At 63.7% G+C, this 26,289-nt stretch carries 24 protein-coding genes; 7 read left to right on the forward strand and 17 right to left on the reverse strand.

All coding sequences use genetic code 11. From position 1 onward, the window contains the following. Nucleotides 1-438: 438 nt before the first annotated feature. The 11 genes from FB597_RS18525 to araD1 all read right to left on the reverse strand — a co-directional run bounded on the left by FB597_RS18525 (nucleotide 439) and on the right by araD1 (nucleotide 12,091). Nucleotides 439-993: an acyloxyacyl hydrolase gene (locus tag FB597_RS18525; protein WP_141911313.1), complete on the reverse strand. Its 555-nt coding sequence runs from the start codon at nucleotides 991-993 to the stop codon at nucleotides 439-441. 203 nt (nucleotides 994-1,196) lie between these two features. After that, nucleotides 1,197-2,702 carry a glycerol kinase GlpK gene (glpK, locus tag FB597_RS18530; RefSeq protein WP_144770396.1) on the reverse strand — a complete coding sequence of 502 codons (1,506 nt, stop codon included), beginning with the start codon at nucleotides 2,700-2,702 and terminating at the stop codon, nucleotides 1,197-1,199. A gap of 58 nt (nucleotides 2,703-2,760) precedes the next feature. Next, nucleotides 2,761-3,669: an SMP-30/gluconolactonase/LRE family protein gene (locus tag FB597_RS18535; protein WP_144770347.1), complete on the reverse strand. Its 909-nt coding sequence runs from the start codon at nucleotides 3,667-3,669 to the stop codon at nucleotides 2,761-2,763. Between the two features lie 184 nt (nucleotides 3,670-3,853). Further along, on the reverse strand, nucleotides 3,854-4,618 hold the full coding sequence (locus FB597_RS18540; RefSeq protein WP_141911320.1) for an SDR family oxidoreductase: 765 nt from the start codon (nucleotides 4,616-4,618) through the stop codon (nucleotides 3,854-3,856). Between the two features lie 10 nt (nucleotides 4,619-4,628). Beyond that, nucleotides 4,629-5,804: a fumarylacetoacetate hydrolase family protein gene (locus FB597_RS18545; RefSeq protein WP_144770348.1), complete on the reverse strand. Its 1,176-nt coding sequence runs from the start codon at nucleotides 5,802-5,804 to the stop codon at nucleotides 4,629-4,631. 196 nt (nucleotides 5,805-6,000) lie between these two features. Further along, entirely contained in the window at nucleotides 6,001-7,536 is a 1,536-nt protein-coding gene (locus tag FB597_RS18550) for a UxaA family hydrolase (protein WP_141911325.1), read from the reverse strand. A gap of 66 nt (nucleotides 7,537-7,602) precedes the next feature. Next, complete coding sequence (locus FB597_RS18555) at nucleotides 7,603-8,409, reverse strand: transporter substrate-binding domain-containing protein (RefSeq protein WP_050469340.1); 807 nt, start codon at nucleotides 8,407-8,409, stop codon at nucleotides 7,603-7,605. Nucleotides 8,410-8,497: 88 nt separating this feature from the next. Next, complete coding sequence (locus FB597_RS18560) at nucleotides 8,498-9,232, reverse strand: amino acid ABC transporter ATP-binding protein (RefSeq protein ID WP_141911328.1); 735 nt, start codon at nucleotides 9,230-9,232, stop codon at nucleotides 8,498-8,500. Next, on the reverse strand, nucleotides 9,216-9,866 hold the full coding sequence (locus tag FB597_RS18565; RefSeq protein ID WP_141911330.1) for an amino acid ABC transporter permease: 651 nt from the start codon (nucleotides 9,864-9,866) through the stop codon (nucleotides 9,216-9,218). The genes FB597_RS18560 and FB597_RS18565 overlap by 17 nt, the downstream gene beginning before the upstream one ends. 276 nt (nucleotides 9,867-10,142) lie before the next feature. Then, a complete protein-coding gene (locus tag FB597_RS18575; RefSeq protein ID WP_144770349.1) occupies nucleotides 10,143-10,826 on the reverse strand; it encodes an amino acid ABC transporter permease in 684 nt (227 codons plus the stop codon). Between the two features lie 269 nt (nucleotides 10,827-11,095). Beyond that, nucleotides 11,096-12,091, reverse strand: a complete 996-nt coding sequence (gene araD1 / locus FB597_RS18580; RefSeq protein WP_141911335.1) for an AraD1 family protein — start codon at nucleotides 12,089-12,091, stop codon at nucleotides 11,096-11,098. Nucleotides 12,092-12,374: 283 nt separating this feature from the next. Here araD1 and FB597_RS18585 point away from each other — a divergent pair, with 283 nt between their 5' ends. Further along, complete coding sequence (locus FB597_RS18585; RefSeq protein WP_144770350.1) at nucleotides 12,375-13,349, forward strand: LysR family transcriptional regulator; 975 nt, start codon at nucleotides 12,375-12,377, stop codon at nucleotides 13,347-13,349. A gap of 204 nt (nucleotides 13,350-13,553) precedes the next feature. Then, nucleotides 13,554-14,360: a DUF3047 domain-containing protein gene (locus tag FB597_RS18590; protein ID WP_255517214.1), complete on the forward strand. Its 807-nt coding sequence runs from the start codon at nucleotides 13,554-13,556 to the stop codon at nucleotides 14,358-14,360. Between the two features lie 72 nt (nucleotides 14,361-14,432). On the opposite strand, the gene FB597_RS18595 is transcribed toward FB597_RS18590, so the two are convergent. Next, nucleotides 14,433-15,152 carry a DUF4088 family protein gene (locus tag FB597_RS18595; RefSeq protein ID WP_141911343.1) on the reverse strand — a complete coding sequence of 240 codons (720 nt, stop codon included), beginning with the start codon at nucleotides 15,150-15,152 and terminating at the stop codon, nucleotides 14,433-14,435. A gap of 173 nt (nucleotides 15,153-15,325) precedes the next feature. Continuing rightward, nucleotides 15,326-15,679 (reverse strand): DUF1304 domain-containing protein, encoded by a 354-nt coding sequence (locus FB597_RS18600; protein WP_144770352.1) that lies wholly within the window; start codon nucleotides 15,677-15,679, stop codon nucleotides 15,326-15,328. Nucleotides 15,680-15,996: 317 nt separating this feature from the next. Between FB597_RS18600 and FB597_RS18605 the strand changes: the two genes are divergently transcribed. Next, a complete protein-coding gene (locus FB597_RS18605; protein WP_144770353.1) occupies nucleotides 15,997-16,464 on the forward strand; it encodes a hypothetical protein in 468 nt (155 codons plus the stop codon). Between the two features lie 165 nt (nucleotides 16,465-16,629). Continuing rightward, nucleotides 16,630-17,259, forward strand: coding sequence for a LysE family translocator (locus tag FB597_RS18610; RefSeq protein WP_144770354.1), 630 nt, complete (start codon nucleotides 16,630-16,632; stop codon nucleotides 17,257-17,259). On the opposite strand, the gene FB597_RS18615 is transcribed toward FB597_RS18610, so the two are convergent. Continuing rightward, nucleotides 17,245-18,087, reverse strand: a complete 843-nt coding sequence (locus FB597_RS18615; RefSeq protein ID WP_144770355.1) for an AraC family transcriptional regulator — start codon at nucleotides 18,085-18,087, stop codon at nucleotides 17,245-17,247. The genes FB597_RS18610 and FB597_RS18615 overlap by 15 nt on opposite strands. A gap of 107 nt (nucleotides 18,088-18,194) precedes the next feature. Here FB597_RS18615 and FB597_RS18620 point away from each other — a divergent pair, with 107 nt between their 5' ends. The 3 genes from FB597_RS18620 (at nucleotide 18,195) to FB597_RS18630 (ending at nucleotide 23,431) form a co-directional block, all read left to right on the forward strand. Next, a complete protein-coding gene (locus tag FB597_RS18620; protein ID WP_144770356.1) occupies nucleotides 18,195-20,300 on the forward strand; it encodes a molybdopterin-dependent oxidoreductase in 2,106 nt (701 codons plus the stop codon). A 10-nt stretch (nucleotides 20,301-20,310) separates the two neighbouring features. After that, complete coding sequence (locus FB597_RS18625; protein WP_144770357.1) at nucleotides 20,311-21,423, forward strand: aminopeptidase; 1,113 nt, start codon at nucleotides 20,311-20,313, stop codon at nucleotides 21,421-21,423. Between the two features lie 304 nt (nucleotides 21,424-21,727). Next, complete coding sequence (locus FB597_RS18630; RefSeq protein WP_141911362.1) at nucleotides 21,728-23,431, forward strand: long-chain fatty acid--CoA ligase; 1,704 nt, start codon at nucleotides 21,728-21,730, stop codon at nucleotides 23,429-23,431. Between the two features lie 112 nt (nucleotides 23,432-23,543). Here FB597_RS18630 and FB597_RS18635 read toward each other — a convergent pair whose 3' ends face one another. The 3 genes from FB597_RS18635 to FB597_RS18645 all read right to left on the reverse strand — a co-directional run bounded on the left by FB597_RS18635 (nucleotide 23,544) and on the right by FB597_RS18645 (nucleotide 26,162). Beyond that, on the reverse strand, nucleotides 23,544-24,170 hold the full coding sequence (locus FB597_RS18635) for a 2-dehydro-3-deoxy-6-phosphogalactonate aldolase (RefSeq protein WP_144770358.1): 627 nt from the start codon (nucleotides 24,168-24,170) through the stop codon (nucleotides 23,544-23,546). 70 nt (nucleotides 24,171-24,240) lie between these two features. After that, entirely contained in the window at nucleotides 24,241-25,212 is a 972-nt protein-coding gene (locus FB597_RS18640) for a 2-dehydro-3-deoxygalactonokinase (protein ID WP_144770359.1), read from the reverse strand. 8 nt (nucleotides 25,213-25,220) lie between these two features. Further along, a complete protein-coding gene (locus FB597_RS18645) occupies nucleotides 25,221-26,162 on the reverse strand; it encodes a 2-hydroxyacid dehydrogenase (RefSeq protein ID WP_141911370.1) in 942 nt (313 codons plus the stop codon). Nucleotides 26,163-26,289: the final 127 nt, after the last annotated feature.

The raw sequence follows: 26,289 nt of genomic DNA on the forward strand, positions 1-26,289 counted from the left end.
TGGGCTGCCTCTGCGAGCGTACTCCATACCCGCCTCCCCGCCGCTCGCGCTGCCAAGGCACGCCGTATTCGGTGGCAACCCCTGCATCTACCTCCCCTTACCGAGTTATTCGCATCCCGCATGCGTCGCATGCAGTGCGATAAACCCTTTTAAATTACCTTGTAAGCATCCACTCGAAATTATCTTGATGCCTCCTCCAATAGGGCGCATCAGTTCTTCAGTTTGCGGAGACGGGCATTTGAAGAATAAGGGCCCCATCCCGGGATGGAGGCGCCTTCTGTCTTTGCTCACACACAATCCGGTGCCGTCAATCGCCGCCGAAATCGTTCATAGATGAACTCGCGCACTTGCCTTGCCAGAGTCGGTTGAATGGATCAAGGCGCACAAAAAAAGCCGGCAAAGCCGGCTTTTTAGCATTGCGAATTTTCGCTGCTGATCTTAGAACTTGTACGCCACACGCGCCACGGCGAAGTTCACGCCGCCGTTCGGCTGCTTGATGCCGCCGTTCGAGAAATGCTGCAAGCGGATGCCAAGATCCAGGCCATTGCTGAACACATAGCCGGCGCCGATATGGTCGCCGAACTGGAATGCAGTCGACAGAACCTTGTCATTGTTGCGATACAGCTTGGAGAACAGGTGGACGCCGATGCCGGCTTCGCCATAGAAGCCCTTGCCGTCGTCGCGCTGGAAGCGCAGCACCGGAGTCAGGCCGAGATCGACCAGGTTGCCGCTGTCATTCGTGTTGTTATAGTGGTTCATGCGCCAGTTGGCCAGCGACAGGTCCCAGTAGCCGCCGATATGCGTACCGTTCGACTGCCAGAAATTCCAGTTCGGGCCCCAGTTCCACTGGGCGCCGAGGCGAACCAGCTGGGTGTTGTTGCCGGTACCGTATTCCAGCGACATGCCGTCGATGGCGTAGCTCGGTGCTTGGACAGCGATGGAGGCGATGCCGACGAATGCAAGTTTGGCGACCAGGCTCTTCAATTTAGTCATAAATATTCTTTCGACGCGTAAATAGTATTGATGGATGTCGGTGTCAGACGAAATCTGGTGCGGATACTGTACCCGCGATAACGCAGTATTTTCTCACAATCATCGAAAATGCATACTCGCGTGTCTGATTTTGGCCTCGTGCGCATGCGAATACCTCATCGGGCAAAGGCAAAAGAGCGTTGCCATCGGCCGCGCGACGCATTTCAGTCCTGCATCCATCCCCGCGCGCATCCCACCGCCTTATGCCAGCGCATCAGGAGTTCATCGCGCAACCCGGCCGCCATTGCCGGTTCAAACAGGCGGTCGACCTGCCACATGGCGGAAATTTCTTCCTGGGAATGCCAGAACCCGGTGGCCAGACCGGCCAGGTAAGCGGCGCCCAGCGCGGTCGTTTCCGTGACCTGCGGTCGCACCACCGGCACCCCCAGCATGTCCGCTTGGAACTGCATCAGAAGATCATTGCGCGCAGCCCCGCCGTCCACTCGCAGTTCCGTGAGCGGGATGGCGGCATCCTTCTGCATCGCCTCCAATACATCGGCGGTCTGGTAAGCGATGCTTTCCAGCGCGGCGCGGGCCAGATGGGCCTTGGTGGAGCCGCGCGTGAGGCCGCTGATGCTGCCGCGCGCGTAAGGATCCCAATACGGCGTGCCGAGTCCGGTAAAGGCCGGTACGAAATACACGCCGCCGTTGTCCGGCGCCTGCGCCGCCAGCGCCTCGATATCGGATGATTTTTCGATCACGCCCAGGCCATCGCGCAGCCACTGCACTACCGCACCGGCGACAAAGATGCTGCCCTCAAGCATGTACGAGGTCCGGGGCGGGGCGCCATCTTTTGCCGCCAGGGTCCAGCCGATGGTCGTGAGCAGCTTGTTTTTCGACACGGCGGCTTGCGCGCCGGTCTGCATCAGCATGAAACAGCCGGTGCCGTAGGTATTCTTGACCATGCCTTCACGCAGGCAGGCCTGCCCGAACGTGGCGGCCTGCTGGTCGCCGGCGATGCCGGCAATCGGCAGGGCGCTCCCGAACCATTCGGCGTTGGCCTGCGCGGCCACGCCGCTGCTGGCCACCACGCGCGGCAACATGGCGCGCGGCACTTGCAGCACCGCCATGAGTTCATCGTCCCACTCGCAGCGATGGATGTCGAACAGCAGGCTGCGCGAGGCATTGCTGCTGTCGGTGACATGTTCCCCGCTGAGCTTGTAGACCAGCCAGGAATCGACGGTGCCGAACGCCAGCTCGCCGCGCTCGGCGCGCGCGCGGGCACCGGGCACGTTCTCCAGGATCCAGTTCAGCTTGGTGCCGGCGAAATACGCGTCCAGCACCAGGCCGGTCTTGCGGGCGAACAGTTCTTCCTTGCCTTCGCTGCGTAACCGGTCGCACAGGCCGGCGGTGCGACGATCCTGCCATACGATGGCAGGGCAGACCGGTTCGCCGCTCTTGCGGTCCCACACCACGGTGGTCTCGCGCTGGTTGGTGATGCCGATGGCGTCAATCTCGCCGGCTGTCACGTGATTGTTCTTCAGCACTGCCTGGGCGACGTCAAGCTGGGAGCGCCAGATGTCGTTGGCGTCATGCTCTACCCATCCGGATTGCGGGTAATGCTGTGCAAACTCTTTTTGCTCGATGGCGGCGATGCGGCCCTGGCGGTCAAACAGAATGGCGCGCGAACTGGTGGTGCCCTGGTCGAGTGCGAGCAGGTAGCGGCTCATGGGGTTCATGACATGGTCTCCCGATGCTGGTCTTCTTTTAATCCGGCGTGCCGGGAAATCAGGGCCGGTAGCTGTATTCCAGCCGCCCCGGCACATCCACGCGCAGCGACAGCACGCATCCCGACAGCGGATATTGCTGCAATTCGCTATCGCTGCGGCCATTGCGCCCGGTCGTGATGTACAGCGTGCGCAGGTCGGCGCCGCCGAAAGCTACCATGGTCGGGCAGCGTGCCGGCAAGCGGATCTCCCGCAGGATCTCGCCCTGCGGCGACAGCCGCAGCACGCGTCCGCCTTCGAACATGGCGCACCAGTAAGCGCCTTCGCTGTCCACCGCGGCGCCGTCGGGGCGGCCGCCATAATCGGGCGAGCTCTTGTCGGCATCGAACTGGCGCAGCAGGCGGCAGTTGCCGGCCATGCCCGTGGCCAGGTCATAGTCGTAGACATTGATGCGATGCGCCGGCGTGTTCGAGTGGTAAAGCAGGCGCTGGTCGGGGCTGAACGCCACGCCGTTGGAGGTGGTCACCGGATGGTGGGCATCGCGCAGGCTGTTGCGTTCGAAACAGTACAACGTGCCGGCTTCGCGATCGCGCGGTTCGTAGATGGTGCCGCACCAGAAACGGCCCGCGGCATCGCAGCGGCCATCGTTGAAGCGGATGCGGGCGGTGTCGTAAGGCGCCGCCAGCAGCGGCGACAACGCGCCGGTCTGCGTATTGAGGTGCGCCATGCCGGAACGCAGCGCCACCACCAGGCCTTCCCGGGCATGCTTGGCGATGGCGCCTGGTTCTTGCGGCATCGGCCAGGATTTGTGCTGCCGGCTTTCGATATGCAGGCGATGCACCGCCTTGCCGGGAATGTCGATCCAGTACAGCGCCGCCTCTTCGGCATGCCACAACGGCGATTCGCCCAGCAGCATCGGTTGGTCAAAGGCAGCCGTGATCTGTTCGGATGGCGGGGATGTGTCGGTCATGGGAAGGCAAAGGATGACGGAAAGACACATTATGCGCCGCAGCCGCCGATTCACAAACCTGTACCGCAAGCGGCCTCAGCAATGAAAAACGGCATGTGTCGAAACACATGCCGTTTTCTTTTGGCAGGCATTCAGGCCGGGCAGGCCCGCTCCTGCGATGCCGATGCTCAGACCGATGCTGAGATCAGTTCGACCAGCCGCCGTCGATCATGTGGATCGAGCCGGTGGTGAAGTTCGACTCGTCGGAGGCCAGGTACAGCGCCAGCGCGGCGACTTCTTCAGCCTTGCCGATGCGGCCCATCGGCTGGCGGCCGACGAAGGCGGCGCGTACTTCGGCTTCGCTCTTGCCGGTTTCCTTGGCCTGGGTGGCGATGCGTTGTTCCAGCGACGGCGACTCGATGGTGCCCGGGCAGATCGCGTTGCAGCGTACGCCTTGCGCCACGAAGTCGGCCGCGACCGACTTGGTCAGGCCGACCACCGCCGCCTTGGAGGCGCCGTAGGCGAAGCGGTTGGCCACGCCCTTGACGCTGGAGGCAGCCGAGGCAATGTTGACGATCGAGCCGGCCTTCTTGGCCAGCATGCCCGGCAGCACCGCACGGATGGTGTGGAACATTGCCTTGGCGTTCAGGTTGAAGGAAAAGTCCCAGGCCTTGTCGTCGCATTCCAGGATGTTGCCGGCGGCGACGTAGCCTGCGCAGTTGAACAGCACGTCGATGGTGCCGATGTCGGCCACCAACTGCTTGATGGCGGCATCGTCGGTCACGTCCAGCAGGCGGGTTTCGACGCCGGCGATGCCGGCCAGCGCGTCGAGGTGGGGCTTGCTGATGTCGGTGGCGATCACGCGCGCGCCTTCCTTGGCGAACAGTTCGGTCGAGGCGCGGCCGATGCCTTGGGCGGCGGCAGTGATCAGAACGGTCTTGCCGGCGAGGCGTCCAGTGGATGAGGCCATGTTGATTCCTTTAGATGAGTTGTCGTTTTGCCAGATTCTTGAGCAGCGCGGTCAGGCCGAAAGTCCAGGGCGCCGTCTTGTCGCTGAAGTTCACGGTGTTGACCAGCGCGCCCAGCCTGGGCGTGGCGATCGTCACGATGTCGGCGACCTGGTGCGTGAAGCCCTGGCCCGGACCGAAACGGTCCTGGGTCGGCGCGAACATGGTGCCCAGGAACAGTACCAGGCCATCCGGATACTGGTGGTTGGGGCCGATCGCGTGTTCCACCAGTTGCAGCGGATCGCGGCTGATCATCGACATCGAGCTGCTGCCCTTGAGCGTGAAGCCTTCCGTACCGTCGACCCGCATTGTAAGTTCGGCGCGGCGCACGTCGTCAATTGAAAAGTTTGCGTCGAACAGGCGAATAAAAGGCCCGACCGAGCAAGAGGCGTTGTTGTCCTTGGCCTTGCCCAGCAGCAGCGCGCTGCGGCCCTCGAAGTCGCGCAGGTTGACGTCGTTGCCCAGCGTGGCGCCGACCACACGGCCAGCGCTGTTGATGGCCAGCACGATCTCAGGTTCCGGATTGTTCCAGGCCGATTTCGGGTGGATGCCGACCTCGTCGCCCAGGCCGACCGACGACAGCGGCTGGGCCTTGGTGAAGATCTCGGCGTCGGGGCCGATGCCCACCTCCAGGTATTGCGACCACACGCCCTGTTCCAGCAGCACTTCTTTCAGCTTGGCCGCTTCCGGCGAACCGGGTACCACGCTGGATAGGTTGTCGCCGATCACGGCGGTGATCGCCTTGCGTACCGACTCCGCACGGCCGGCATCGCCGCGCGCCTGTTCCTCGATCACGCGTTCCAGCATGCTGGCCACGAAGGTCACGCCGCTGGCTTTGACCGCCTGCAGGTCGATCGGCGCCAGCAGCCAGGGCTTGGCCGTGTCGCGCTTGGCAATGTCGGCGTTATCCAGCAGTTCCTGCAGCGAAGCCAGGCGCGGCAGGCCGGTCGCGGCCTTCACCGCTGCGGCCGGATCGTTCAGTTCCAGCAACTGGCTGGAGGTGGCGGCAAGCTTGCTCAGGTCGTACACGCCATCGGCGTCGACCTTGACCAGCACCGGGCCGACGTCCGGCTGCCAGACGCGCCCGATCAGCGTCGCTTGCGCGTGGTCTTCAGGCAGGTGTGCCTGGATAGTGAATGCATGTGCCATATTCTTGACTCCTAGGTTGTTGAGGCCGCATGAAGCTGGCCAGACTTGGCTTGTTGGCGTCACCGCTGGCAAAACACCCTGATGCATGAAAGCCAGGGGGATGCTTTGCCGGCGGCGCCGCATCTGACGGCGAACGCCGGAGGGCGCAAACAACACTGCCGTTGGCGGCGACGCCAACGGCAGCAGGGGATGCAGCTCAGGTGTACACGCCGATATGCCAGGGGACGAACTCATCCTGTCCGTATCCGTGCAATTCGCTCTTGGTCTTCTTGCCGGATGCGGTATCGAGGATCATCTGGAAGAAGCGCGCGCCGATCTCCTGCGGCGTCGCGGTACCGTCCGCGATCTCGCCGCAGTTGATGTCCATGTCTTCTTCCTGGCGTTGCCACAGCGCCGTGTTGGTCGCCAGTTTCAGCGACGGCGAAGGTGCGCAGCCATAGGCCGAACCGCGGCCGGTGGTGAAGCAGATCATGTTGGCGCCGCCGGCGACCTGGCCGGTGGCCGAGATCGGGTCGTAACCCGGCGTGTCCATGAACACGAAGCCCTTGGCAGTGACGGTCTCGGCGTACTTGTAGACATCCACCAGGTTGGTGGTGCCGCCCTTGGCCACCGCGCCCAGCGACTTTTCCAGGATGGTGGTCAGCCCGCCCGCCTTGTTGCCGGCCGAAGGGTTGTTGTTCATCTCGGCATCGTTCTTGCGGCAGTATTCTTCCCACCAGTCGATGCGCGCCAGCAGCTTCTGGCCCACTTCCGGCGACACCGCGCGGCGCGTCAGCAAGTGTTCGGCGCCATAGATTTCAGGCGTTTCCGACAGGATCGCGGTACCGCCGTTTTGCACCAGCAGGTCGACCGCCACGCCCAGTGCCGGGTTGGCGGTGATGCCCGAGTAGCCGTCCGAGCCGCCGCATTGCAGGCCCAGCGTCAGGTGCTTGGCCGGCACTGGTTCGCGCTTGATGTCGTTGGCCTTGGGCAGCATCTTCTTGATCTTCTCGATGCCCAGCGCCACCGTCTTGGCGGTGCCGCCGGTGCTCTGGATCGTGAAGGTATGGAAGTATTCGCCTTCCTTGAGGTCGTGGCTTTCCATCAGGCCCGAGATCTGGTTGGTCTCGCAGCCAAGGCCCACCACCAGCACGGCGGCGAAGTTGGGATGCTTGGCGTAGCCGGCCAGGGTGCGGCGCAGGATCTGCAGCGGTTCGCCCAGCGAATCCACCGCGCAGCCCAGGCCGTGGGTCAGCGCTACCACGCCGTCGACATTGGGGAAATCGGCCAGCGCTTCCGGATGGATGTCGCGGCGGAAATGGTCGGCGATGGCGCGCGCGGCCGTGGCCGAGCAGTTCACCGAAGTCAGCACGCCGATGTAGTTGCGCGTGGCCACGCGGCCATCCGGGCGCACGATGCCCATGAAGGTCGCCGGCTGCGCGGCGAAGTCGACCGGCTTGACGTCGGCGCCGAAGTGGTGCTCGCGGGAGAATTCCGCCATCGCCAGATTGTGCGTGTGCACGTGCTGGCCTGGCTCGATGGCTTGGCTGGCGGTGCCGATGATCTGGCCGTAGCGCTTGACCGGTTCGCCGGCCGCGATGGCGCGGGTCGCCATCTTGTGGCCGGCGGGGATCAGGCCGACGACCTTGAGGCCGCCTTCCTCTTCCAGCACGGTGCCGGAAATGAGCTGGCGGCGCGCAATGACGACATCATCGACCGGATTCAATCGAATGATGGGAGAAATAGGTTTCATGGTGATCTCGGTGAGAGCGTTTCAAACAATCCGCGTCCGGCAGAATCGCCGGCGCGGATTTCAGGATTACTTTGCGGCGAACTGCGACAGGTCAGGCATCGGGCTGCCCACCCATTGCTGGTAGATGCCGGCCAGCTTGCCGTTCTTCAGGTTCGCGCCGATCCAGTCGTTGAGCCACTTTTCCAGTGCCGGCTCGTTCTTGCGGATGCCGATGGCGTAAGGGATGTCCTTGATCACGAACTTGGTTTCGATGTTCTTCGAAGGGTTCTGCTTGGACACGGCCGAGGCCAGCGAGTTGGGCGTGCAGAAAGCATCCACCTGGCCCGAGACGATGGCGGCGGTCACCGTGGCGTCGTCATCGAAGCGCACGATGGTCGCGCCCTTGGGAGCGATCGGGGTCAGCAGCGAATCCTGCATGTTGCCGCGCACCACGGCCACGCGCTTGCCGACCAGGTCATTCAGGCCCTTGATGTTCTCGCCCTTGGGCGCGGCCACCACGAATTGCGAGGCGCCGTACGGTTGCGAGAACGACACCACCTTCTGGCGTTCCGGCGTGATCGAGAACGAGGCGATCACCATGTCGGCCTTGCCGGTCATCAGGAAAGGGATGCGGTTGGGGCCGGTGACCTGCACGATTTCCAGTTCCACGCCCAGGTCCTTGGCCAGGGCGCGCGCGGTTTCCACGTCCGAACCCTGCGGCTCCAGCTTGGCGCTGGTCATGCCGAACGGCGGCGCGCCCAGGTCGATGGCGACCAGCACTTTCTTGCGGGCCTTGATATCGGCCAGCGCATCGGCGTGCGCGACCTGTGCGAAGCAGGCGATGCCCAGCACCACGGCGGCGGCTTTTTTGGTGAAGTTCAAAAGGTTTTTCATTGATGTCTCCTGAGATGAAAGGTACTGCTTGGGTACGTCGTCTTGATGATGCGGCTGATACGGCTAATGCGATCGGGATGCTGCGCGATTACAGGTCGCTGGCTACGAACTTCTGCAGCTCGGCGGTCTTGGGATTGGAAAACAGCTCATCCGGCGGACCCACTTCCCATACCTTGCCCTGGTGCATGAACACCAGCACATCGGCCAGCTTGCGGGCGAAGGCCATTTCGTGCGTGACCAGCACCATGGTCATGCCCTGCTTGGCCAGGTCTTCCATGACCTTGAGCACTTCCGAGGTCAGCTCCGGGTCCAGCGCCGAGGTCACTTCATCGAACAGCATCAGTTCCGGCGCCATCGCCAGCGAACGGGCGATCGCCACGCGCTGCTGCTGGCCGCCCGAGAGCTGCTCGGGATAGGCTTCCTTCTTGTTTTCCAGGCCGACCAGTTGCAATACGTTCTGCGCGATCTTCCTGGCTTCGTCGGAAGACATCTTCTTGATGGTGGTGAGCGCCAGCGTGATGTTGCGCTCCACCGTCAGGTGCGGGAACAGGTTGTAGCTCTGGAACACGATGCCGACCTGCTTGCGCAGTTCGCGCAGGTTGAGCTTGTCCGGATGGTGGATGTCGTGGCCGCAGACGTTGATGTCGCCGGCATCGACCTTCTCCAGGCCGTTGAGGCAGCGCAGCAGGGTGCTCTTGCCCGAGCCGCTGCGGCCGATGATGGCCACCATCTGGCCCTTCTGCACATCCAGCGAGACGCCGTTCAACACCTTGTTGGTGCCGAAGCTCTTGTGCAGGTCCTTGATCTTAACGATTGCTGACATTCAATTTCCTTTCAAAATGCTTGGACAACGCCGATAGCGGGTAGCACAGGCAAAAATAGATCAGCGCCACACAACCGAACACGGTGAAGGGCTGGAAGGTCGAGTTGTTGATGATCTGGCCGGCGCGCGCGAGGTCGACGAAACCGATCACCGAGGCCAGCGAGGTGTTCTTCACGATCTGCACCATGAAGCCCACCGTCGGCGGGGTGGCGATCTTCATCGCCTGCGGCAGGATCACCTTGGTCAACTGCTCGAAGCGGTTGAAGCCCAGGCATTCCGACGCTTCCCACTGGGTCTTGGGCACCGCCTGGATGCAGCCGCGCCAGATCTCACCGAGGAAGGCCGCACAGTAGATCGCAAACGAAATGCCGGCCGCCACCAGCGGCGTGAGCTTGAAGCCGGCGATGGCCAGGCCGAAGTAGGCCACGAACAGGATCACCAGCAGCGGGATGCCCTGCACGATCTGGATGTACCAGCTGGCGATGGTGCGCAACGCCTTGTTGGGCGAGACGCGCCACAGCGCGATCACGATGCCGGCGATGCCGCCGAACACGAAGGCCACCAGCGACAGCACCACGGTCCAGACGGCCGCCTGCAGCAGGTATTCAACGTGCAAAAAACTGAATGAGTTCACGTTGTCTCCTTGAGCGTGTTATGAATTATTTCAGCCCCCACGCAGCCCCGGCAATGGGCTGAATGCAAGGCACGACGACGCGCCGTGGTGGTGCCACGGCAAGGAGGAGTAACGCAGCAGGCGGCCCATTGCCGGGGCTGCCCGAAGGGTTCGGGTGAGAAGGGCGCATTGCGGCGTTGCGGCGCTTGCACAGGGGGCCACCCTGTGCCGCGCGCCGCGCCTTGCACTGCATCCCTTCTCATCCGAACGTGGGAGTTGAAATAGTTCATAACACGCTCACAGGTTGGTGCCGAGCTTGCGCTTGCGGACGAACGCGACCTGGCTGATCAGCCAGAATGCCGCACGGAACAGGAAGGACAGCGCCAGGTAGGCCACTGCGATCACCACATACACTTCGAAGCTGCGGAAGGTTTCCGACTGCACCAGGTTGGCGGTGGCGGTCAGTTCTTCGGCCGAGATCTGCGAAGTGATCGACGATGCCAGCATTAGCAGGATGAACTGGCTGGTCAGCGACGGATAGACGCGCTCCACCGCCGGCAGCAGCACCACATGCCAGTAGACATGCAGCTTGGACATGCCCAGGCATTCGGCCGCCTCGATCTGGCCGGGATGGATGGAGTTGATGCCGGCGCGCATGATCTCGGTGGTGTAGGCGCCGACGTTGAGCGTGAGCGCGATCACGGCGGCGGTTTCGGCGGTCAGCTTCCAGCCGATGCTGGCCAGGCCGAAGAACACCAGGAACACCTGCACCAGCAGCGGCGTATTGCGGATGATCTCCACGTAGGCCTTCACCAGGCCATGCAGCAGCGGGTTCTTGCTCCGGTAGGCAATCGCGCACAATGTGCCGACCACGAAGCCGAGCACAATGGACACGGCGGAGAGTTGGATCGTCAGCCAGGCGCCGTACAGCAGGCGGTCCCAGTTGGCGAACACACTCATGAAATCAAATGTGTAATTCATTGATACTCCGGTGGAACGGGGCGGGTGGCAGGATTACGTGTGGCGGCAGATATGCGCCGTTCCCGGCCGGGAGTGATGTGTTGTTGACATGAAGTGTTCTCCTTTCTGTTACCTGAGGTCTGACGCCTGGCGTGCAGCCGGTTGCACAGAAGGATCCGGCTACCGGTGGGCAGGCTCTTGTCGGCCTGTGCGCCAGGGGGGCTTGTTGCTGCTATTACTGCTTGCTGCTACGCCTTGCGGCGATCTTTCACTGGCGGTTTGCGCTGGGCTTACAAGGCCTTGGCGCCGCCGATGCCGAATTTCGTTTCGGCTTTTTCAATGCCATTGACCAGCGGCGCGCCGAAGTCGGGAATGCTGATCTCAAAGCTGTCGCCAGTCTGCGTGCGCACGCCGGAGGCGAATGAGAGGTTGGCCGCGCCCAGGTAATGCACATGGACGTCGCCGGGACGCAGGAACTGGTTGTACTTGAAGTGGTGGTACTCCAGGTTCTCGATGTCGTGGCACATGTTGTCCTGGCCGGCCAGGAATTCCTGCTCCCAGATCACGCGGCCATTGCGGCGGATGCGGGTCATCCCGACCAGGTGCGAAGGCGGCATGCCTACCAGCAGTTCCGGCCCGAAGGAGCAATGGCGCAGTTTCGAATGCGCCTGGTACAGGTAATTCCTGCGCTCCATCACGTGGTCTGAAAATTCATTGCCGATGGCAAATCCCAGGCGCCGCGGGCAGCCTTCGTCGTCGATCACGTACAGGCCGACCAGTTCCGGCTCTTCGCCGGCATCCAGCGCAAAGTCGGGACTGGGGAAGGGCTGGCCGGGGGCGACCACGATGCCGCCGTCGCCCTTGTAAAACCACTCCGACTGCACGCCGACCTTGCCCTTGCCCGGGCGGCCGCCTTCCAGTCCCCATTCGAACATGCGCATGATGTCGGTCTTGGCCATGTCTTCGCCATCGATCGTGCGGTGCATCTTGTCGCGCGTGGAGGCGCTGCTCAGGTGCGTGACGCCGGCGCCGGAGACCAGGCAATGCGCCGGATCCTCATGATCCAGCGGCGCCAGGATGCGTTGTTCCTTCAGGATGGCGGCGTAGTCTTCCTGCTGGTTGCCATTGAGCAGCTGGGCCTGGCGCTCCAGGCCATTGCCGCTGCGCACGGCCAGCAACGCCAGCTCGCGCATGGTGGCGACCTGCGACAGCGCCTGGATATGCGTCCCGTTGACGATGCCGACGCGGCGCGCACCCTCACGATCCGAAAATTGAATCAGCCTCACCTTGTCTCCGATGGTCATTCTTGTTGCTTGAACGGCGCGATTCCCATGTCGTATCGGCTGTTGCGGGATCGGACTGGCGCGGCACCCGTTCCCGTTACGCTGCAGTGCACGATAGGCGCCAGGGCAAGCGGATGCCAGTGATTCGCAGTCGGCGGGAATGCGCACGCCGCCAGGTCGATTTCGCAAAAGTCTCCTGCTTTTTTCACGCATCGCTTTGGCTGGACGATAGATGCGCTAGCATTGTGGTTTTTCGCAGCACCGAATATAAGAGGCTTACAAAACGATGTCTAATGAGCTTAATTCATCGGGTGATAACCAACTCAGGACGGCCGGGGGGGAATTGCCCTCGGTCGGTTCCATTGTCAGCCGCCTGCGGTTCCGGCAAGTCGCCCTGCTGACGGCGCTCGATGAGCAGGGTTCGCTGCACAAGGCGGCCGAAGTGATGCACATGACGCAGCCGGCCGCCACCAAGGCCCTGCATGAAATGGAAGATGCCCTGGGCGTCACCCTGTTCGACCGCTCGCCGCGCGGCATCGAGGCTACCGAGCTAGGGCGTTGCGTGATCCGCTATGCGCGCCTGATCCAAAGCGACGTCGCCAACCTGCGCGACGAACTGCAGAACATGATCAGCGGCCGCGGCGGACGCCTGTCCATCGGCACCATCATGGGCGCGGCGCCCTTCGTCACGCGCGCGCTGTCGCGCCTGCGCGAGATCCAGCCGGACGTTTCCATCGAAATTACCGAAGACACCAGCGCGCGCCAGTTGCTGCTGCTCGACCAGGGACGCATCGACCTGATGATCGGGCGCTCCTCGGTCAGTTCCCAACCCAACCTGTACAACTATGAGATGCTGCGCGGCGAACCTATGTGCATCGTCAGCGGCATCGACCATCCGCTGGCCACCGCGCAGAAGGTGCGGCTGCAGGAGCTATCGGACGCCTCCTGGATTTTGTATTCGAGCAATATGCCCATGCGCATCTGGATCGAACACGAGTTCAAGCTGGATGGCCAGAAAGTCCCGGGCAATGTGATCGAGACGGCATCGCCCTTCGTCACGGTGACCTTGCTGGCGCAGTCCAACATGGTGGCCGTCATGCCGCTGGACATCGCCCATTTCTTCGCCGCCAAGCAGATGCTGTGCATCCTGCCGGTCGGGCTGAAAACCCGGATCGAACATTACGGCATCGTCACGCGTAAAAATACGACCTTGTCTTCGTTATCGAAGATGTTCATCCAGATCTTGCGCCAGCAGAATTGAGGATGCTGTCGGGCCGGCCACGGCTTGGCGTATGATGTGGGGCGATTTTCCCCTGCCTGTTCACCGCGCTCGCACGACGATGGCGGTGGTTTCACGCAGTTTCCGTTATTGCGGCCGCCTAGGCCGGCTCCTCTGGTTGTTTCCATGACATTGCGTTGCTTGCGGTTCTGGCTTGTCCCTGCTGTTGGATTGCTCCTTCCGGGCTTGCGTCCTTTTCCCCGTTTTCGCCAGCCGTTGCGGGTGGCGGCATTGGCCATCGCCGCATTGGCGCTGGCAGGCTGCGCCGGGCAAAAGCAGGCGCCGTTGTCGCCCGAGGCGGCGGCCAGGCAGGCGCGGCTGGACCGGGCCCTGGCGCTGTTCTCCGCCAATGCGCCGGGAGGACTGCCGGCAGAATGGGAGCCGCTGGCGTTGGCGCGCAAGAAGAAGAGCACCGACTACCTGCTGGTCGAGAAGGCCGGCCGCACGGTGCTGCGCGCGTATGCGAACAAGGCATCGTCCGGCCTGCGCCACCAGGTCAATATCGACATCAACAAGAAACCCTGGCTGTCATGGAGCTGGAAGACTTCGGCCCTGATTCCCAGCGCCGACAATACCCAGCGCGAGACCGAGGATTCGCCGGTGCGCATCGTGCTGGCGTTCGACGGCGACCATGACAAGCTGTCGTTGATGGACACCATCCTGTTCGACACGGCCAAGCTGCTGACCGGCCACGAGCTGCCTTATGCCACGCTGATGTACATCTGGGAAAACAAGGCGCCGGCAGGCAGCGTGATCGCCAATTCCCGCACCGGGCGCATCCAGATGCTGGTGGCCGAAAGCGGCCCGGTCAATGTCGGGCAATGGGTGGAATACAAGCGCAATGTGGTGGAGGATTACGAAAAGGCGTTCGGCGAAAAGCCGGGACGGCTGATCGGCGTGGGCGTGCTCACCGATACCGATAACACCGGGCAAAAGGTGGAAGCCTGGTATGGCGACATCAGGCTGATGCGCGAGGTTGACGCCGGCGCGTGAACAGGCGCCAGACAAACAAGGCCTGCCGGACGTGCGCCGGCAGGCCTTGTTGGCGTTGATTGCATTAATCCATCACACGCCGCGCCACCATGCGGCGACATGGCCCCAGAACCCCTTCGGCCCTTCCGTGAATAGCCAGGGCTTCTGCGCCCTCAGGCGCTCGATCATCTCCTGCTCCGCCTTTTCCGACACATTGCCGTAGGCGCGTCCCAGCCGCAGCAGGCTGCGCAGCGCCCCCAGCTTTTCACGCGCCACCGCGCCGGAGGCATGCTCGATGGCGATGTGCGTTTCGCGCAGTTCCTGCACCAATGCGTGCGCCAGTTGCGAAGCGGGGGTTTTCAGTTTTTCCTGCACCACGGTGATGTTGGTCACCGAATTCTTGATCTGCGCGGCCAGGATATCGATCTGCGATTCGTCGCCCTTGGCTTGCTTGACGATGGAGGCTGCCCAGGCCTTGGAAGCGGCCAGCAGGTCGTCCGTGCTCCAGTCATGGCGCACCGCGATGTAAAAGCCGTAGTTGGAGGCCTGCGAGATCAGGATCTCCACCACATCCGGAAAATCCTTGTCCAGCGCGCGCTTGGCCCAGGCGTACTGGCCCGAGAGCATCAGGTGCTGGACGCCGTCCTCGGTCAGGAAGTGAGGATTTTCCGAGACCTTGGCCAGCAAGAAACCGTCGAATGTCGGGGAGACGAAGCCTGAATCGATTTTCGTCGACAGGCGAACAAAGTTCTTGTAATCGCGTTGCAGCGATTCGTATACCTCGTCCTTGAGGTTGAGTTTGATCTGTTTCATTGCCCTTCCCCGAGCGTGTTTGAGGTGGTCGCGCCGGCATCGCAGGCGCAGCCGGAGGTTGTCATTTCTTCACGGTTTTGTGAGAAAGCAAGCTTGAATAGTGATTATCGGCCAGATCGGCCGAAAACTTTATCCGGGGAAATTCCGGCCGCCGCTGTCGCAGGGGGCGCAGGTCATCGTGCGGCCAGCAGGGCGAGCAAGGCTAGCAGGGCCGGCAAGGCCTGGACATAAAGGATGGAGCGTTTCGCGGTGAGCCCGCCGTAGATGCCGGCGAGCAGTACGCAGGCGACGAAGAACAACTGCACCGGACGTTCGCCCGCGGCGACTCCCCACAACAGGCCGGCGGCCAGGAAGCCGTTGTACAGGCCCTGGTTGGCGGCCAGCACCCGCGAAGCCTCGGCGGCTTGTTTCGACTGGCCGAACGTCTTCAGGCCGATGGGTTTGGTCCACAGGAACATCTCCAGCACCAGGATCCAGACATGCTCGATGGCGATCAGGATGAGCAGGGCGGTGGCGAGCGTTTGCAAGGGGTTCTCCTTTTTCGTTATGGGGCGCGTCCCAGGCGAGGCTGGGCGCTTTTGCGATCATGCCCGAAAGCGCCAGCCCCGCCAATGTTGACGCTGTACCGGCACGGCTGTCGCATCGCCGCCACCGCCGGCTTGGCAGACCTGCTCCGCTGCGGATAGAATGCGGCCACGGGCGCGGCAGGGCGCCCAGTCCCGCGAAAGCCGATGCACCTGCCGTCTGCGGAAGTACCCTTCTTGGAACCTGCCCAGGTTCTTGAACACAGACGTTGAACCTTGATAGTCGTGGCGGGAGACGACGCTTGAAAGGAACAAACGTAATGTGGTCTACCCAATTCCCCCACGCCATTCATATCGTCGAACCCGGCTTCGGCCGCAGCCTCGCCAACAGCGATTTCCTGCGCCGCTATGCCAAGCGGCTGCTGCGCGCCGCGCATTCCGAGCGCAGCAGCGAGGCATTGCCCGTCCTGCGGCGCATTGTCGCCATGCAGGTGACGCCGGAAATTTCCGTGGCCGAACTCCACCCCTTGCGCCGCAGCCTGCAACTCAAGCATGTGCTGCATACGCTGGCGCGCGAAGTCGGTTTTGCCAGTTGGGAGTTGTGCGCGCGCCAGGTCGATGCACGCCCGTCTGCGCTGCTGGACCGCTATCGCCTGGAACTGGGCATGTTCCGCGATTTCGAGACCAACTGGTTCCCCGACATGGCGGCCGCGCAAGGCTGGCAGCGCGAACATGGCGGTTACCTGATCGCCTACGGCACACAGGCGGTGGCGATCCTGGCGCATTGAGATTGCCTGTCATGCCGCAATGAAAAACGGCGCCGGTGGATACCGGCGCCGTTGCCATTGCCATTGCGATGCGGCGGTTCCAGCCTGCGCAATTTTGTTCAATACAGGCTGGCGCGGTTTGCCTAGCATGCGTTGCTCCATCATTGCCATGAGCCGCGTGCACCCATGTTGACTTCCGAATTCTTCCTGCTGGCCTCGGCCCATTTCCTGGCCCTGGCCAGCCCCGGCCCGGACTTCCTGTTGCTGGTGCGCAATTGCTTGCGCCACGGGCGGCGCAACGGTATCGGCGCCAGCCTGGGCATTGCCCTGGCCAATGGCCTGTACATCGCGCTGGCGCTGGCAGGGTTCAGCCTGTTGCAGCAGAGCCCGGCATGGCTGACTGTCATGAAATGGGCGGCCAGCGTCTATCTTGCATGGCTGGGATGGCTGTTCATGCAATCCAGCCTGAAGCCGCAGGCATTGGCCGGTGTCGGGCCGGCAGGGGCACGCCGCCATGCGGGGTTTGCTGCAGGCATGGGGGCGGGCTTTTTGTCGGCGATATTGAATCCGAAGAACGGCATTTTCTATTTCGGCTTGTTCACGCTGATCGTGGGGGCGCAGACCGGCTTCGGGCTCAAGCTTGTCTACGGCGTGTGGATGTTCGTCGCGGTGTTCGCATGGGATGCGGCGCTGGTGTGCGCGCTATCGCAGCGCCGGGCGATGGCATGGCTGGCGCGCAGTTTGCCGATGGTCGAACGCGGGGCCGGGTTGTTGCTGATGGCGGCGGCCGCGGCGCTGGCCTTATCCCGGAGCTGACAGCTTGTTGGCGGTCCGGCGCTTTTGATACTGCGCCGGCGTGGCCGCCACGCGCGACTTGAACGCGCGGTGGAAGTGGCTCTGGTCGGAGAAACCGGTGTCGTAGGCGGCGTCGGCGGCACTGGCGCCTTGCCTGAGCAGGGCGCGCGCCTGGTTGATTTTCATGTCCAGCTGCAGCGCATGCGGGGTCAGGCCGTAGCGTCGGCGAAACAGCCGGATCAGTTGGTAGCGGCCGGTGCCGGCCACTTGCGCCAGGGTGTCGATGTCAACCCGTTCGCGGCAATGCGCCAACAGGTAATCGTGAGCCTGCTGCAGGCCATCGGGATTGTCGGTTTCCTCCACGGGCGGCTCGCTGCCGGCTTCGGCGCACAGCAGCATCAGCTCGTGCAGGCAGGTGATGACTTCCGCTTCCTTGGCCGCACCGTCGTTGCCGTCGAGCGCCGCGGTCATGCGGTCGAGCAGCAACGCCGCTTGCGGCGAGCGGATCACCTGCGACTCCATCGCGGCCAACAGGCGGCATGTGTCCGGCGATTCCGCCAGCAAGTCGCGCAGCCAGGCCGGGTCGATGTGGAACATGCGGTAGCTCCAGCGTTGCAGGTCTTCCGGGTTGCAGCTATGCACGTCGCCCGCGCGCACCAGCACCACGTCGCCGGGAACGATGGGCATGCTGCGCCCGACCAGCGCGAAGGTGCTGTGGCCGGCGTCGACGATGCCGATCGAGAAGGTCGGATGCGTATGCGGCGCATAGCACGACAGGCTGCCGGTGGCGCGCCGCCCTTCCAGGAAGGGCAGGGCGGGGTCGCGCCAGAAATGGAGGGTAGGTTGCATGGTTGCGTGTGCTGGAGGCTCGGGTTGGTGCATTTTAAGATAAAGTATCCGCTTTGCTATGGACCGGTGATGGTTCAGCCTGTCTTTACGTTTCCTGCCGATCTGCCATGTCCACCACGATAGTCCGGGCCGCCTGCCCGCATGATTGCCCCGATACCTGTGCCTTGCTGGTGACGGTGAAAGACGGCGTCGCCACCGAAGTGCGCGGCGACCCCGCGCATCCGCCGACTGCCGGTGTGCTGTGCACCAAGGTCTCGCGCTACACCGAGCGCACCTACCACAAGGATCGCCTGCTGTATCCGCTGCGCCGCGTGGGCCGCAAGGGCGAAGGCAGATTCGAGCGCATCAGTTGGGACGAGGCGATTTCGACCATCGCCGATCGCCTGGGCGCCATCGCGCTGCGCGATCCGCAGGCGATCTTGCCCTACAGCTATGCCGGCACCATGGGCCTGGTGCAGGGCGAGTCGATGGCGGGGCGCTTCTTCAACCGCCTGGGCGCTTCGCAACTGGAGCGCACCATTTGCGCCTCCGCTGGCGGCACCGGCTATCGCTATACCGTCGGCGCGCGCATCGGCACCGACCTGGAACAGGTCGACCATGCCAAGCTCATCCTGATCTGGGGCGGCAACCCGATCGCCTCCAACCTGCATTTCTGGACCCGCGTGCAGGCCGCCAAGCGCAACGGCGCGCGCATCATCGCCATCGATCCCTATCGTTCGCTGACGGCCGAGAAATGCCACCGGCACATTGCCTTGCTGCCGGGCACCGATGCCGCGCTGGCGCTGGGCATGATGCATGTGCTGGCCGCCGAAGGCCTGCTGGACCACGACTATATCGCCCGCCACACGCTGGGCTTCGAACAGTTGAAGGAACGCGTCGCCGAATGGACGCCGCAGCGCACCGCCGAGGTGTGCGGCATCCGCGTTGAGGAAGTGCAGGAACTGGCGCGCGAATACGGCCGCGTGGCGCTGGCCGGCGAAGGCGCGATGATCCGCGCCAACTACGGCTTGCAGCGCGTGCGCGGCGGTGGCATGGCGGCGCGCAATATTGCCTGCCTGCCGGCGCTGGTGGGCGCATGGCGCCATCCGGCCGGCGGCATCCAGATGTCGACCTCGGATTCCTTCCCCAGGGACCATGCCGCGCTGTCGCGCCCCGATCTGGCGGCCCGCCACGGCGCGCCGGCCCGCGTGATCAACATGAGCACCATCGGCGACGAACTGCTGAAACCGGCCTCGCCCGCGTTCGGCCCGCAGATCGAAGCCATGGTCGTCTATAACGCCAACCCGGTCGCGGTGGCGCCGGAGTCGGCCAAGGTGGCCGCAGGTTTCGCGCGGGAGGATTTGTTTACCGTGGTGCTGGAGCATTTCCAGACCGATACCGCCGACTATGCCGACATCGTGCTGCCGGCCACCACCCAGCTGGAACACGTGGATGTGCACAGCGCCTACGGCCACGTCTACATGATGGCCAACAATGCCGCCATCGCGCCGCTGGGCGAGGCCAAGCCGAACACCGAGATCTTCCGCCTGCTGGCCGCGGCCATGGGTTTTGAGGAGGATTGCTTCAAGGATAGCGACGATGCCATCGCCGCCTCCGCCTTCCGCCGCGACCATCCGCGCAGCGCCGGCTACGACTGGAACGAATTGAAGGAGAAGGGCTGGCAGCGCCTGGCCATGCCCATTGCGCCATTCGCCGAAGGCGGTTTCGCCACGCCCTCGGGCAAGTGCGAGTTCTATTCGGAGCAGATGAAGGCGGCCGGACTCGATCCGCTGCCGGCCTACACCCCGCCTTACGAATCGGTGGCCAGCAATCCGCAATTGGGCGCGAAATACCCGCTGGCGATGATTTCGCCGCCGGCGCGCAATTTCCTCAATTCGTCCTTCGTCAACGTGCAAAGCCTGCGCGACACCGAAGGCGAACCGCACCTCGACATGCATCCGGCCGACGCCGCCGCGCGCGGCATCGCCGACGGCGACATGGCGCGCATCTTCAACGACCGCGGCAGCATGCAGGCGCGTGTGCGCGTGACCGACAAGGCGCGCCTGGGCCTGGTGGTCGGCTTGTCGATCTGGTGGAAGAAGTTCGCCGCCGACGGCAAGAACGCCAACGAAGTCACCAGCCAGCGCCTGACCGATATGGGCAACGCGCCGACTTTCTACGATGTGCTGGTGCAGGTTGAAAGGATGGCCGGGGATGCGGCCGCCGCAGCCTGATCCCTTGCGCATGAAATGGCGTGCGCTGCGGGCGCCGACGCTGGCGGCGCTGGCTGCGGTAGTCGTATCGGCGGCCGGCTGCACCTCGGTCTCCTATTACGCGCAGGCGGCCCACGGCCAGTTCTCCTTGCTGGCCCAGGCCAAGCCGTTCGATGACTGGATCGCCGACCCGCATGCCAAACCGGGCCTGAAGGCCAAATTGCAGACCATCCGTGAAATCCGGCGTTTCGCCGTCGATCAACTGGGTTTGCCTGACAACGGCAGCTACAAGACCTATGCCCAGTTGGACCGCCCTTTCGTGCTGTGGAACGTGGTGGCGGCGCCCGAGTTGTCGCTCAAGGCGCATCAGTGGTGCTTCCCCGTTGCCGGTTGCGTCGATTATCGGGGCTATTACAGCCAGCAGGCGGCGCAGGCGTATGGCGCGCAGTTGCAACGGCAGGGCTATGACGTGCAGGTGGTGGGCGTGCCGGCGTACTCGACGCTGGGCTGGTTCAACGATCCGGTGATTTCCACCTTCATCAATTACCCCGACGGCGAGCTGGCGCGCCTGATCTTCCATGAACTGGCGCACCAGACCGTCTACGCGCGCGACGATACGCCGTTCAACGAAGGCTTCGCCGTGGCGGTCGAGGAAATCGGCGTCGAGCGCTGGCTGGCATCCCGGCATGACGCCTCGCTGATCGAGGCGTACCGCCGCTTCGATGCGCGCAAACAGGATTTCCTGGCCTTGCTGGACAAATACCGCGACAAGCTCGAAGCCAACTACGACAGCGATGCGCCGGACGATGCCAAGCGCGAACGCAAGCAGCAGATCTTCGACCAACTGCGCGCGGAGTATGCGCAGATGAAGGCGCAGCGCTGGGACGGCTATGCCGGTTACGATCGCTGGTTCGCCATGCCGCTGTCCAATGCGCACCTGGCGCTGGTCGGCGCGTACCACGACCTGGTGCCGGCATTCAAGGCGCTGTTCGCGCGCAGCAGCGGGTTCCCGGACTTCTATGCCAAGGTGAAGCAACTGGCGCAGATGGACAAGGCCGCGCGCCACATCGCCCTGGGCGATCCGCTGCCGGCGGGGGCGCCGGGCCGGCAGCGGGACCGCAAGACCGAGCGCGCGCCGCTGTGACCTTGGAAGGTGCGTTTCCGCAAGGCGTGCCAGGACGCACGGGCATGGCGCCCAAGGGTATGATGCAAAAGCCCGAGGATTTGTCCGGGAAGCAAGACAGGCCGGATACGGGCCATGCGAGAAGGGCGCGGGGACGGTTTTACGCAAAAAACCTCTTAAACTACTTGCCCAAGCGGCCAATGCTGGATAGCATCTGCACTAAATAAAAAAACACTCGTGCTTTTTTTGCTGTGCGCGCCAAGGCAATGATGTCCTATCAACGCTCAGCCCAGCGCAAGTTCTGACCGGAGACAGAGGTAACAACATGGAAAAATTCTGGCTTGCTTCCTACCCCGCGGGCGTGCCTGCGGAGATCGACCCCGGCCGCTATGGCTCGCTGGTGCAGATGATCGACGAGGCCTTCGCCAAGTATGCCGATCGCAACGCCTACGTGTGCATGGGCAAGTACCTGAGCTATGCCGAACTGGATCGCCTGTCGCGCCTGCTGGGCGCATGGCTGCAGGGCCTGGGCCTGGAAAAGGGCGCGCGCGTGGCGATCATGATGCCCAACGTGCTGCAATACCCGATCGCGATCGCCGCCATCCTGCGCGCCGGCTATACCGTGGTCAACGTCAATCCGCTCTACACCGCGCGCGAACTGGAGCACCAGTTGAAGGACTCGGGCGCCGAAGCCATCTTCGTGCTGGAAAACTTTGCCTGCACCTTGCAGAAAGTGCTGGAGAAAACCCGGGTCAAGCATATCGTGGTCGCCAGCATGGGCGAGTTGCTGGGCACCCTGAAGGGTGCCATCGTGAACCTGGTGGTGCGCCATGTGAAGAAGATGGTGCCGGCCTGGTCCCTGCCGCATGCCATCACCTTCAGCCAGGCGCTGCAACAGGCCGCCGGCAAGCAGTTGCGGCCGGTGGCGCTGGGGCATGAGGATATCGCCTTCCTGCAATACACCGGCGGCACCACCGGCGTGGCCAAGGGCGCCGTGCTGACCCACCGCAACCTGGTGGCCAACGTGCTGCAGGCCGAAGAGTGGCTGAACCCGGCGCTCAAGTCGGGCAAGCCGATCGACCAGCTGGTGTTCGTCTGCGCGCTGCCGCTGTACCACATCTTCGCGCTGACGGTCTGCAACATGCTGGGCACGCGCGAAGGCGCGCTGAACCTGCTGATCCCCAATCCGCGCGACATCCCCGGTTTCGTCAAGGAGCTGGCCAAGTACAAGGTCAACACCTTCCCGGCGGTCAATACGCTGTACAACGCGCTGTTGAACAACGCCGAATTCGCCAAGCTGGATTTTTCGGGCTACCGCTGTTGCGTGGGCGGCGGCATGGCGGTGCAAAAGAGCGTGGCCGACAAGTGGAAGAAACTGACCGGCTGCCCCATCATCGAAGGCTACGGCCTGTCGGAAACCTCGCCCATCGCCAGCGCCAATCCCTGCACCATCGACGAATACACCGGCACCATCGGCCTGCCGCTGCCGGCGACCGACATCGCCATCCTGGATGACAACGGCAAGCCGGTGGCGCTGGGCCAGCCGGGCGAGATCGCCATTCGCGGCCCGCAGGTGATGGCCGGCTACTGGCAGCGCCCGGACGAGACCGCCAAGGTCATGACCGACGACGGTTTCTTCAAGACCGGCGATATCGGCGTGATGGACGAGCGCGGTTACACCAGGATTGTCGACCGCAAGAAGGACATGATCCTGGTGTCCGGCTTCAATGTTTATCCGAACGAGATCGAAGGCGTGGTGGCGCTGCATCCGGGCGTGCTGGAATGCGCCTGCGTGGGCGTGCCGGACGAGCACACCGGCGAGGCGGTCAAGTTGTTCGTGGTGCGCAAGGACAAGTCGCTCACCGCCGAGCAACTGATGGCGTATTGCAAGGAGCAGTTCACCGGCTACAAGAAGCCCAAGTACATCGAGTTCCGCGACGAGCTGCCCAAGACCAATGTCGGCAAGATCCTGCGCCGCGAGCTGCGCGACGAGCAAAAGAAAGCGCAGGAAGAAAAGAAGGCCGCCTGATATCGTATCCAGGTGTCAGGCAAAAAGCGCCGCTGTGAAGAAATTCGCAGCGGCGCTTTTGTTTTGTCGCCATCCCGGTCCGGCGTGAACGGCTGGATGGCCGATGAGGGGGTCAGGCCGGTTCGCAGGCGCGCAATGCGTCGATGAACGCCTTGGCATTGGTCCCGACTTCTTGCGCGCTCATGCCGGGTTTGTACAGTGCGGATCCCAAACCGAAGGCAGTGGCGCCGGCTTGCATGAAGGTTTGCAGGCTGTCCGGCGTGATTCCGCCCACCGGCGCCAGCACCACGCTGGCAGGCACCACCGCGCGCCAGGCCTTGACCACGGCGGGGCCCAGTTGCTCGGCCGGGAACATCTTGAGGATGTCGGCGCCGGCGGCCAGCGCGGCGAAGGCTTCGGTGACCGTGGCCACGCCCGGCGCGCTGGCCAGGCCGGCATCGGTGGCGGCACGGATCACGGCCGGGTCGCTGTGCGGCATCACGATCAACTGGCCGCCAGCATCCGCCACCTGCTGCACCTGGGCCGGCGACATCACGGTGCCGGCGCCGACCACGCAGTCGGCCGCCAGCGCGCGGCGCAGGATGCGGATGCTTTCCAGCGGCTCAGGCGAGTTCAGGGGGACTTCGATGATGCGGAACCCGGCATCGTAGATGGCGCGACCGACCGCCTCCACCTCGTCGGGGCGTACCCCGCGCAGGATGGCGATGAGCCGGCATTTCTTCATGGCTTCTTTGAACATGGTGTCTCTCGCATGGTGTCTTGGATTTTCGTCCACGTTGAGGTGGATGGGATAAATATGGCCGGCGCGCTCAGTCCTGGCGCACCAGTCCCGCTTGCGCGGCGATTTTCCACAGGCCGCGCTCGGTCGCCTGCGCCGACGCGCCGACATTGGTGTAGCCGAAAATCGCCAGCGCCCGATGGTAGCGTTCGCACAGCTTGCCATCGCCGATCAGGACGATGCGCGGGTCGCCTGCCAGCCTGGCCGCCGCCCGGCTGTCGCGCAACGCCGCGATCTCGTGCCCGATCAGCAAGCCCGAGAGGTAGTCGGCCTGGGCCGCGCCATCCAGCGCGCCGGTCAGGCCCAGCGTGCGCGTGCTGAAGATGGTCGACAGCACGCCGTTGATGCCGGCCCGGTCGGTGGCGACCCGCACGCCGCGTTCGAAGGCCGGCAGGTTGAAATCCGCGCCGCGCTGCATGGTGCGGCCCAGGATGGTGTGCATGGAAAGGGCGGCATATGCCTCGCCGGTCATGAAGGTATCGAAGTGCATGAAGCGTTCGCCGGCGATGCGCACCCACTTGGAATGCGTGCCGGGCAGGCCGATCAGCAGTTCCTCGTCGGCGCCGCCTTCCAGCGCCCCGACTACCTGCGTTTCTTCGCCGCGCATCACATTGGGCAACGCGCCGCGCTCGATCAGGCCGGGCACGATGTGCAGCACCGCGCCGCCGCGGGTGGGGACCGCGGTCAGGCCGGCGCCGATGTCGGCGACTTGCAGCGGCACGTCGAGATAGGCCGCTTCGCGCCAGCCCTGGGCGCTGCCGACCATGCCCGCGGCCAGCACGGGAGTGGCGGGCGCATCGCGCAGCCAGTCTCCGCAGGCTTCGTTGAAGGCTTGTTCGAAACCGGCCTTGGCGCCGACGCCCGATGCCTCGACCACCGGCAGGTTCATGATGCCCCAGGGCAGCGCGCGCTTGTCCAGCACCACGCCGCCGCGGCCCAGCCGATAGGCGCGCAGCGAGGAGGTGCCCCAGTCGAGCGCAATCAGTTTGGAGGAGTCAGCCATCGTCGTTTTCAGTTCGGCACCGGCGTGAGCACAGGCTTGCCGGCGAAATGCGCTTGCAGGTTATGGAAGGCAAGGTCGGCCATGGCGGTACGCGTGACCAGCGTGCCGCTGGCCATGTGCGGGGTCAGCACCACGTTCTCCAGCGCCGCCAGTTCGGCCGGGATATTGGGTTCGTTTTCGAACACGTCGAGGCCGGCGCCGGCGATCTTGCCGTCCTTGAGCGCCTGGGTCAGCGCCGCCTCGTCCACTACCGAGCCGCGTGCGACGTTGATCAGGAAACCTTTGGGGCCCAGCGCCTCGAGCACCTCGGCATTGACCAGGGCGCGCGTGCCGGCGCCGCCAGGGGTGATCATTACCAGGAAGTCGACTGCCGCGGCCAGCGACTTGATGTCGCCGTAGTAGGTGTAAGGCACATCCTTTTGCGAGCGGTTGTGATACGAAATATCCATGTCGAAGCCGGCCGCGCGCCGGGCGATCGCTTCGCCGATACGGCCCAGGCCGACAATGCCCAGCCTGGCGCCGCTGACCTTGGTGGTGAAGGGGAACGGCCCGTTTTTCCATTCGCCGCTGCGGGCGAAGCGGTCGGCGCGCACCACGTTGCGGGCCACGGCCAGCATCAGGGCGATGGCCATGTCGGCGACATCGTCGGTGAGCACGTCGGGCGTGTGCGTGACGTGGATGCCGCGTTCGCGCGCGGCCGGCACGTCGACGCCGTCATAGCCGACGCCGAACACCGAGACGATCTCCAGCGCCGGCAAGCGCGCCATCAATTCGCGCGGCACCTTGGCCTCACCGTTGGCGGCGATGGCGCGGATGGTCGGGGCGATCTGGCCGAGCTTCTCTTCGCTCAGGCCATCGAGCAGGTTGTGGCAGTTGAAATTGTCGTGCAGCAGTTGCATGAGGTGTTGCGGCAGGCGTGCGACGATCAGGATATCTGGACGGGAAGGCATGGATGGAGGCATGGTGAAGATCCGGGAACGGAGTAACGATGATGAAGGATCGTAACGATACAAACTAAGCGCGGCCCGCGTGCTGAATTCTTTTCAACATGGCGGCCGCGCGGGATGCGTTGGCAGC

The sequence above is a fragment of the Herbaspirillum sp. SJZ099 genome (genome assembly GCF_007828355.1).
In the GTDB taxonomy this organism is placed as follows: Bacteria; Pseudomonadota; Gammaproteobacteria; order Burkholderiales; family Burkholderiaceae_D; genus Herbaspirillum.

Excerpts from the sequence above, each read along its gene's own strand:
- FB597_RS18595 (WP_141911343.1), bottom strand. The coding sequence starts at position 15,152 with ATGAAACAGATCAAACTCAACCTCAAGGACGAGGTATACGAATCGCTG.
- FB597_RS18550 (WP_141911325.1), bottom strand. The coding sequence starts at position 7,536 with ATGAAACCTATTTCTCCCATCATTCGATTGAATCCGGTCGATGATGTC.
- FB597_RS18560 (WP_141911328.1), bottom strand. The coding sequence starts at position 9,232 with ATGTCAGCAATCGTTAAGATCAAGGACCTGCACAAGAGCTTCGGCACC.
- FB597_RS18575 (WP_144770349.1), bottom strand. The coding sequence starts at position 10,826 with ATGAATTACACATTTGATTTCATGAGTGTGTTCGCCAACTGGGACCGC.
- FB597_RS18630 (WP_141911362.1), top strand. The coding sequence starts at position 21,728 with ATGGAAAAATTCTGGCTTGCTTCCTACCCCGCGGGCGTGCCTGCGGAG.
- FB597_RS18640 (WP_144770359.1), bottom strand. The coding sequence starts at position 25,212 with ATGGCTGACTCCTCCAAACTGATTGCGCTCGACTGGGGCACCTCCTCG.
- FB597_RS18605 (WP_144770353.1), top strand. The coding sequence starts at position 15,997 with ATGTGGTCTACCCAATTCCCCCACGCCATTCATATCGTCGAACCCGGC.
- FB597_RS18545 (WP_144770348.1), bottom strand. The coding sequence starts at position 5,804 with ATGGCACATGCATTCACTATCCAGGCACACCTGCCTGAAGACCACGCG.
- FB597_RS18625 (WP_144770357.1), top strand. The coding sequence starts at position 20,311 with ATGAAATGGCGTGCGCTGCGGGCGCCGACGCTGGCGGCGCTGGCTGCG.
- FB597_RS18525 (WP_141911313.1), bottom strand. The coding sequence starts at position 993 with ATGACTAAATTGAAGAGCCTGGTCGCCAAACTTGCATTCGTCGGCATC.
- glpK (WP_144770396.1), bottom strand. The coding sequence starts at position 2,702 with ATGAGCCGCTACCTGCTCGCACTCGACCAGGGCACCACCAGTTCGCGC.
- FB597_RS18645 (WP_141911370.1), bottom strand. The coding sequence starts at position 26,162 with ATGCCTTCCCGTCCAGATATCCTGATCGTCGCACGCCTGCCGCAACAC.
- FB597_RS18555 (WP_050469340.1), bottom strand. The coding sequence starts at position 8,409 with ATGAAAAACCTTTTGAACTTCACCAAAAAAGCCGCCGCCGTGGTGCTG.
- FB597_RS18535 (WP_144770347.1), bottom strand. The coding sequence starts at position 3,669 with ATGACCGACACATCCCCGCCATCCGAACAGATCACGGCTGCCTTTGAC.
- FB597_RS18610 (WP_144770354.1), top strand. The coding sequence starts at position 16,630 with ATGTTGACTTCCGAATTCTTCCTGCTGGCCTCGGCCCATTTCCTGGCC.
- FB597_RS18615 (WP_144770355.1), bottom strand. The coding sequence starts at position 18,087 with ATGCAACCTACCCTCCATTTCTGGCGCGACCCCGCCCTGCCCTTCCTG.
- FB597_RS18540 (WP_141911320.1), bottom strand. The coding sequence starts at position 4,618 with ATGGCCTCATCCACTGGACGCCTCGCCGGCAAGACCGTTCTGATCACT.
- FB597_RS18620 (WP_144770356.1), top strand. The coding sequence starts at position 18,195 with ATGTCCACCACGATAGTCCGGGCCGCCTGCCCGCATGATTGCCCCGAT.
- FB597_RS18585 (WP_144770350.1), top strand. The coding sequence starts at position 12,375 with ATGTCTAATGAGCTTAATTCATCGGGTGATAACCAACTCAGGACGGCC.
- FB597_RS18635 (WP_144770358.1), bottom strand. The coding sequence starts at position 24,170 with ATGTTCAAAGAAGCCATGAAGAAATGCCGGCTCATCGCCATCCTGCGC.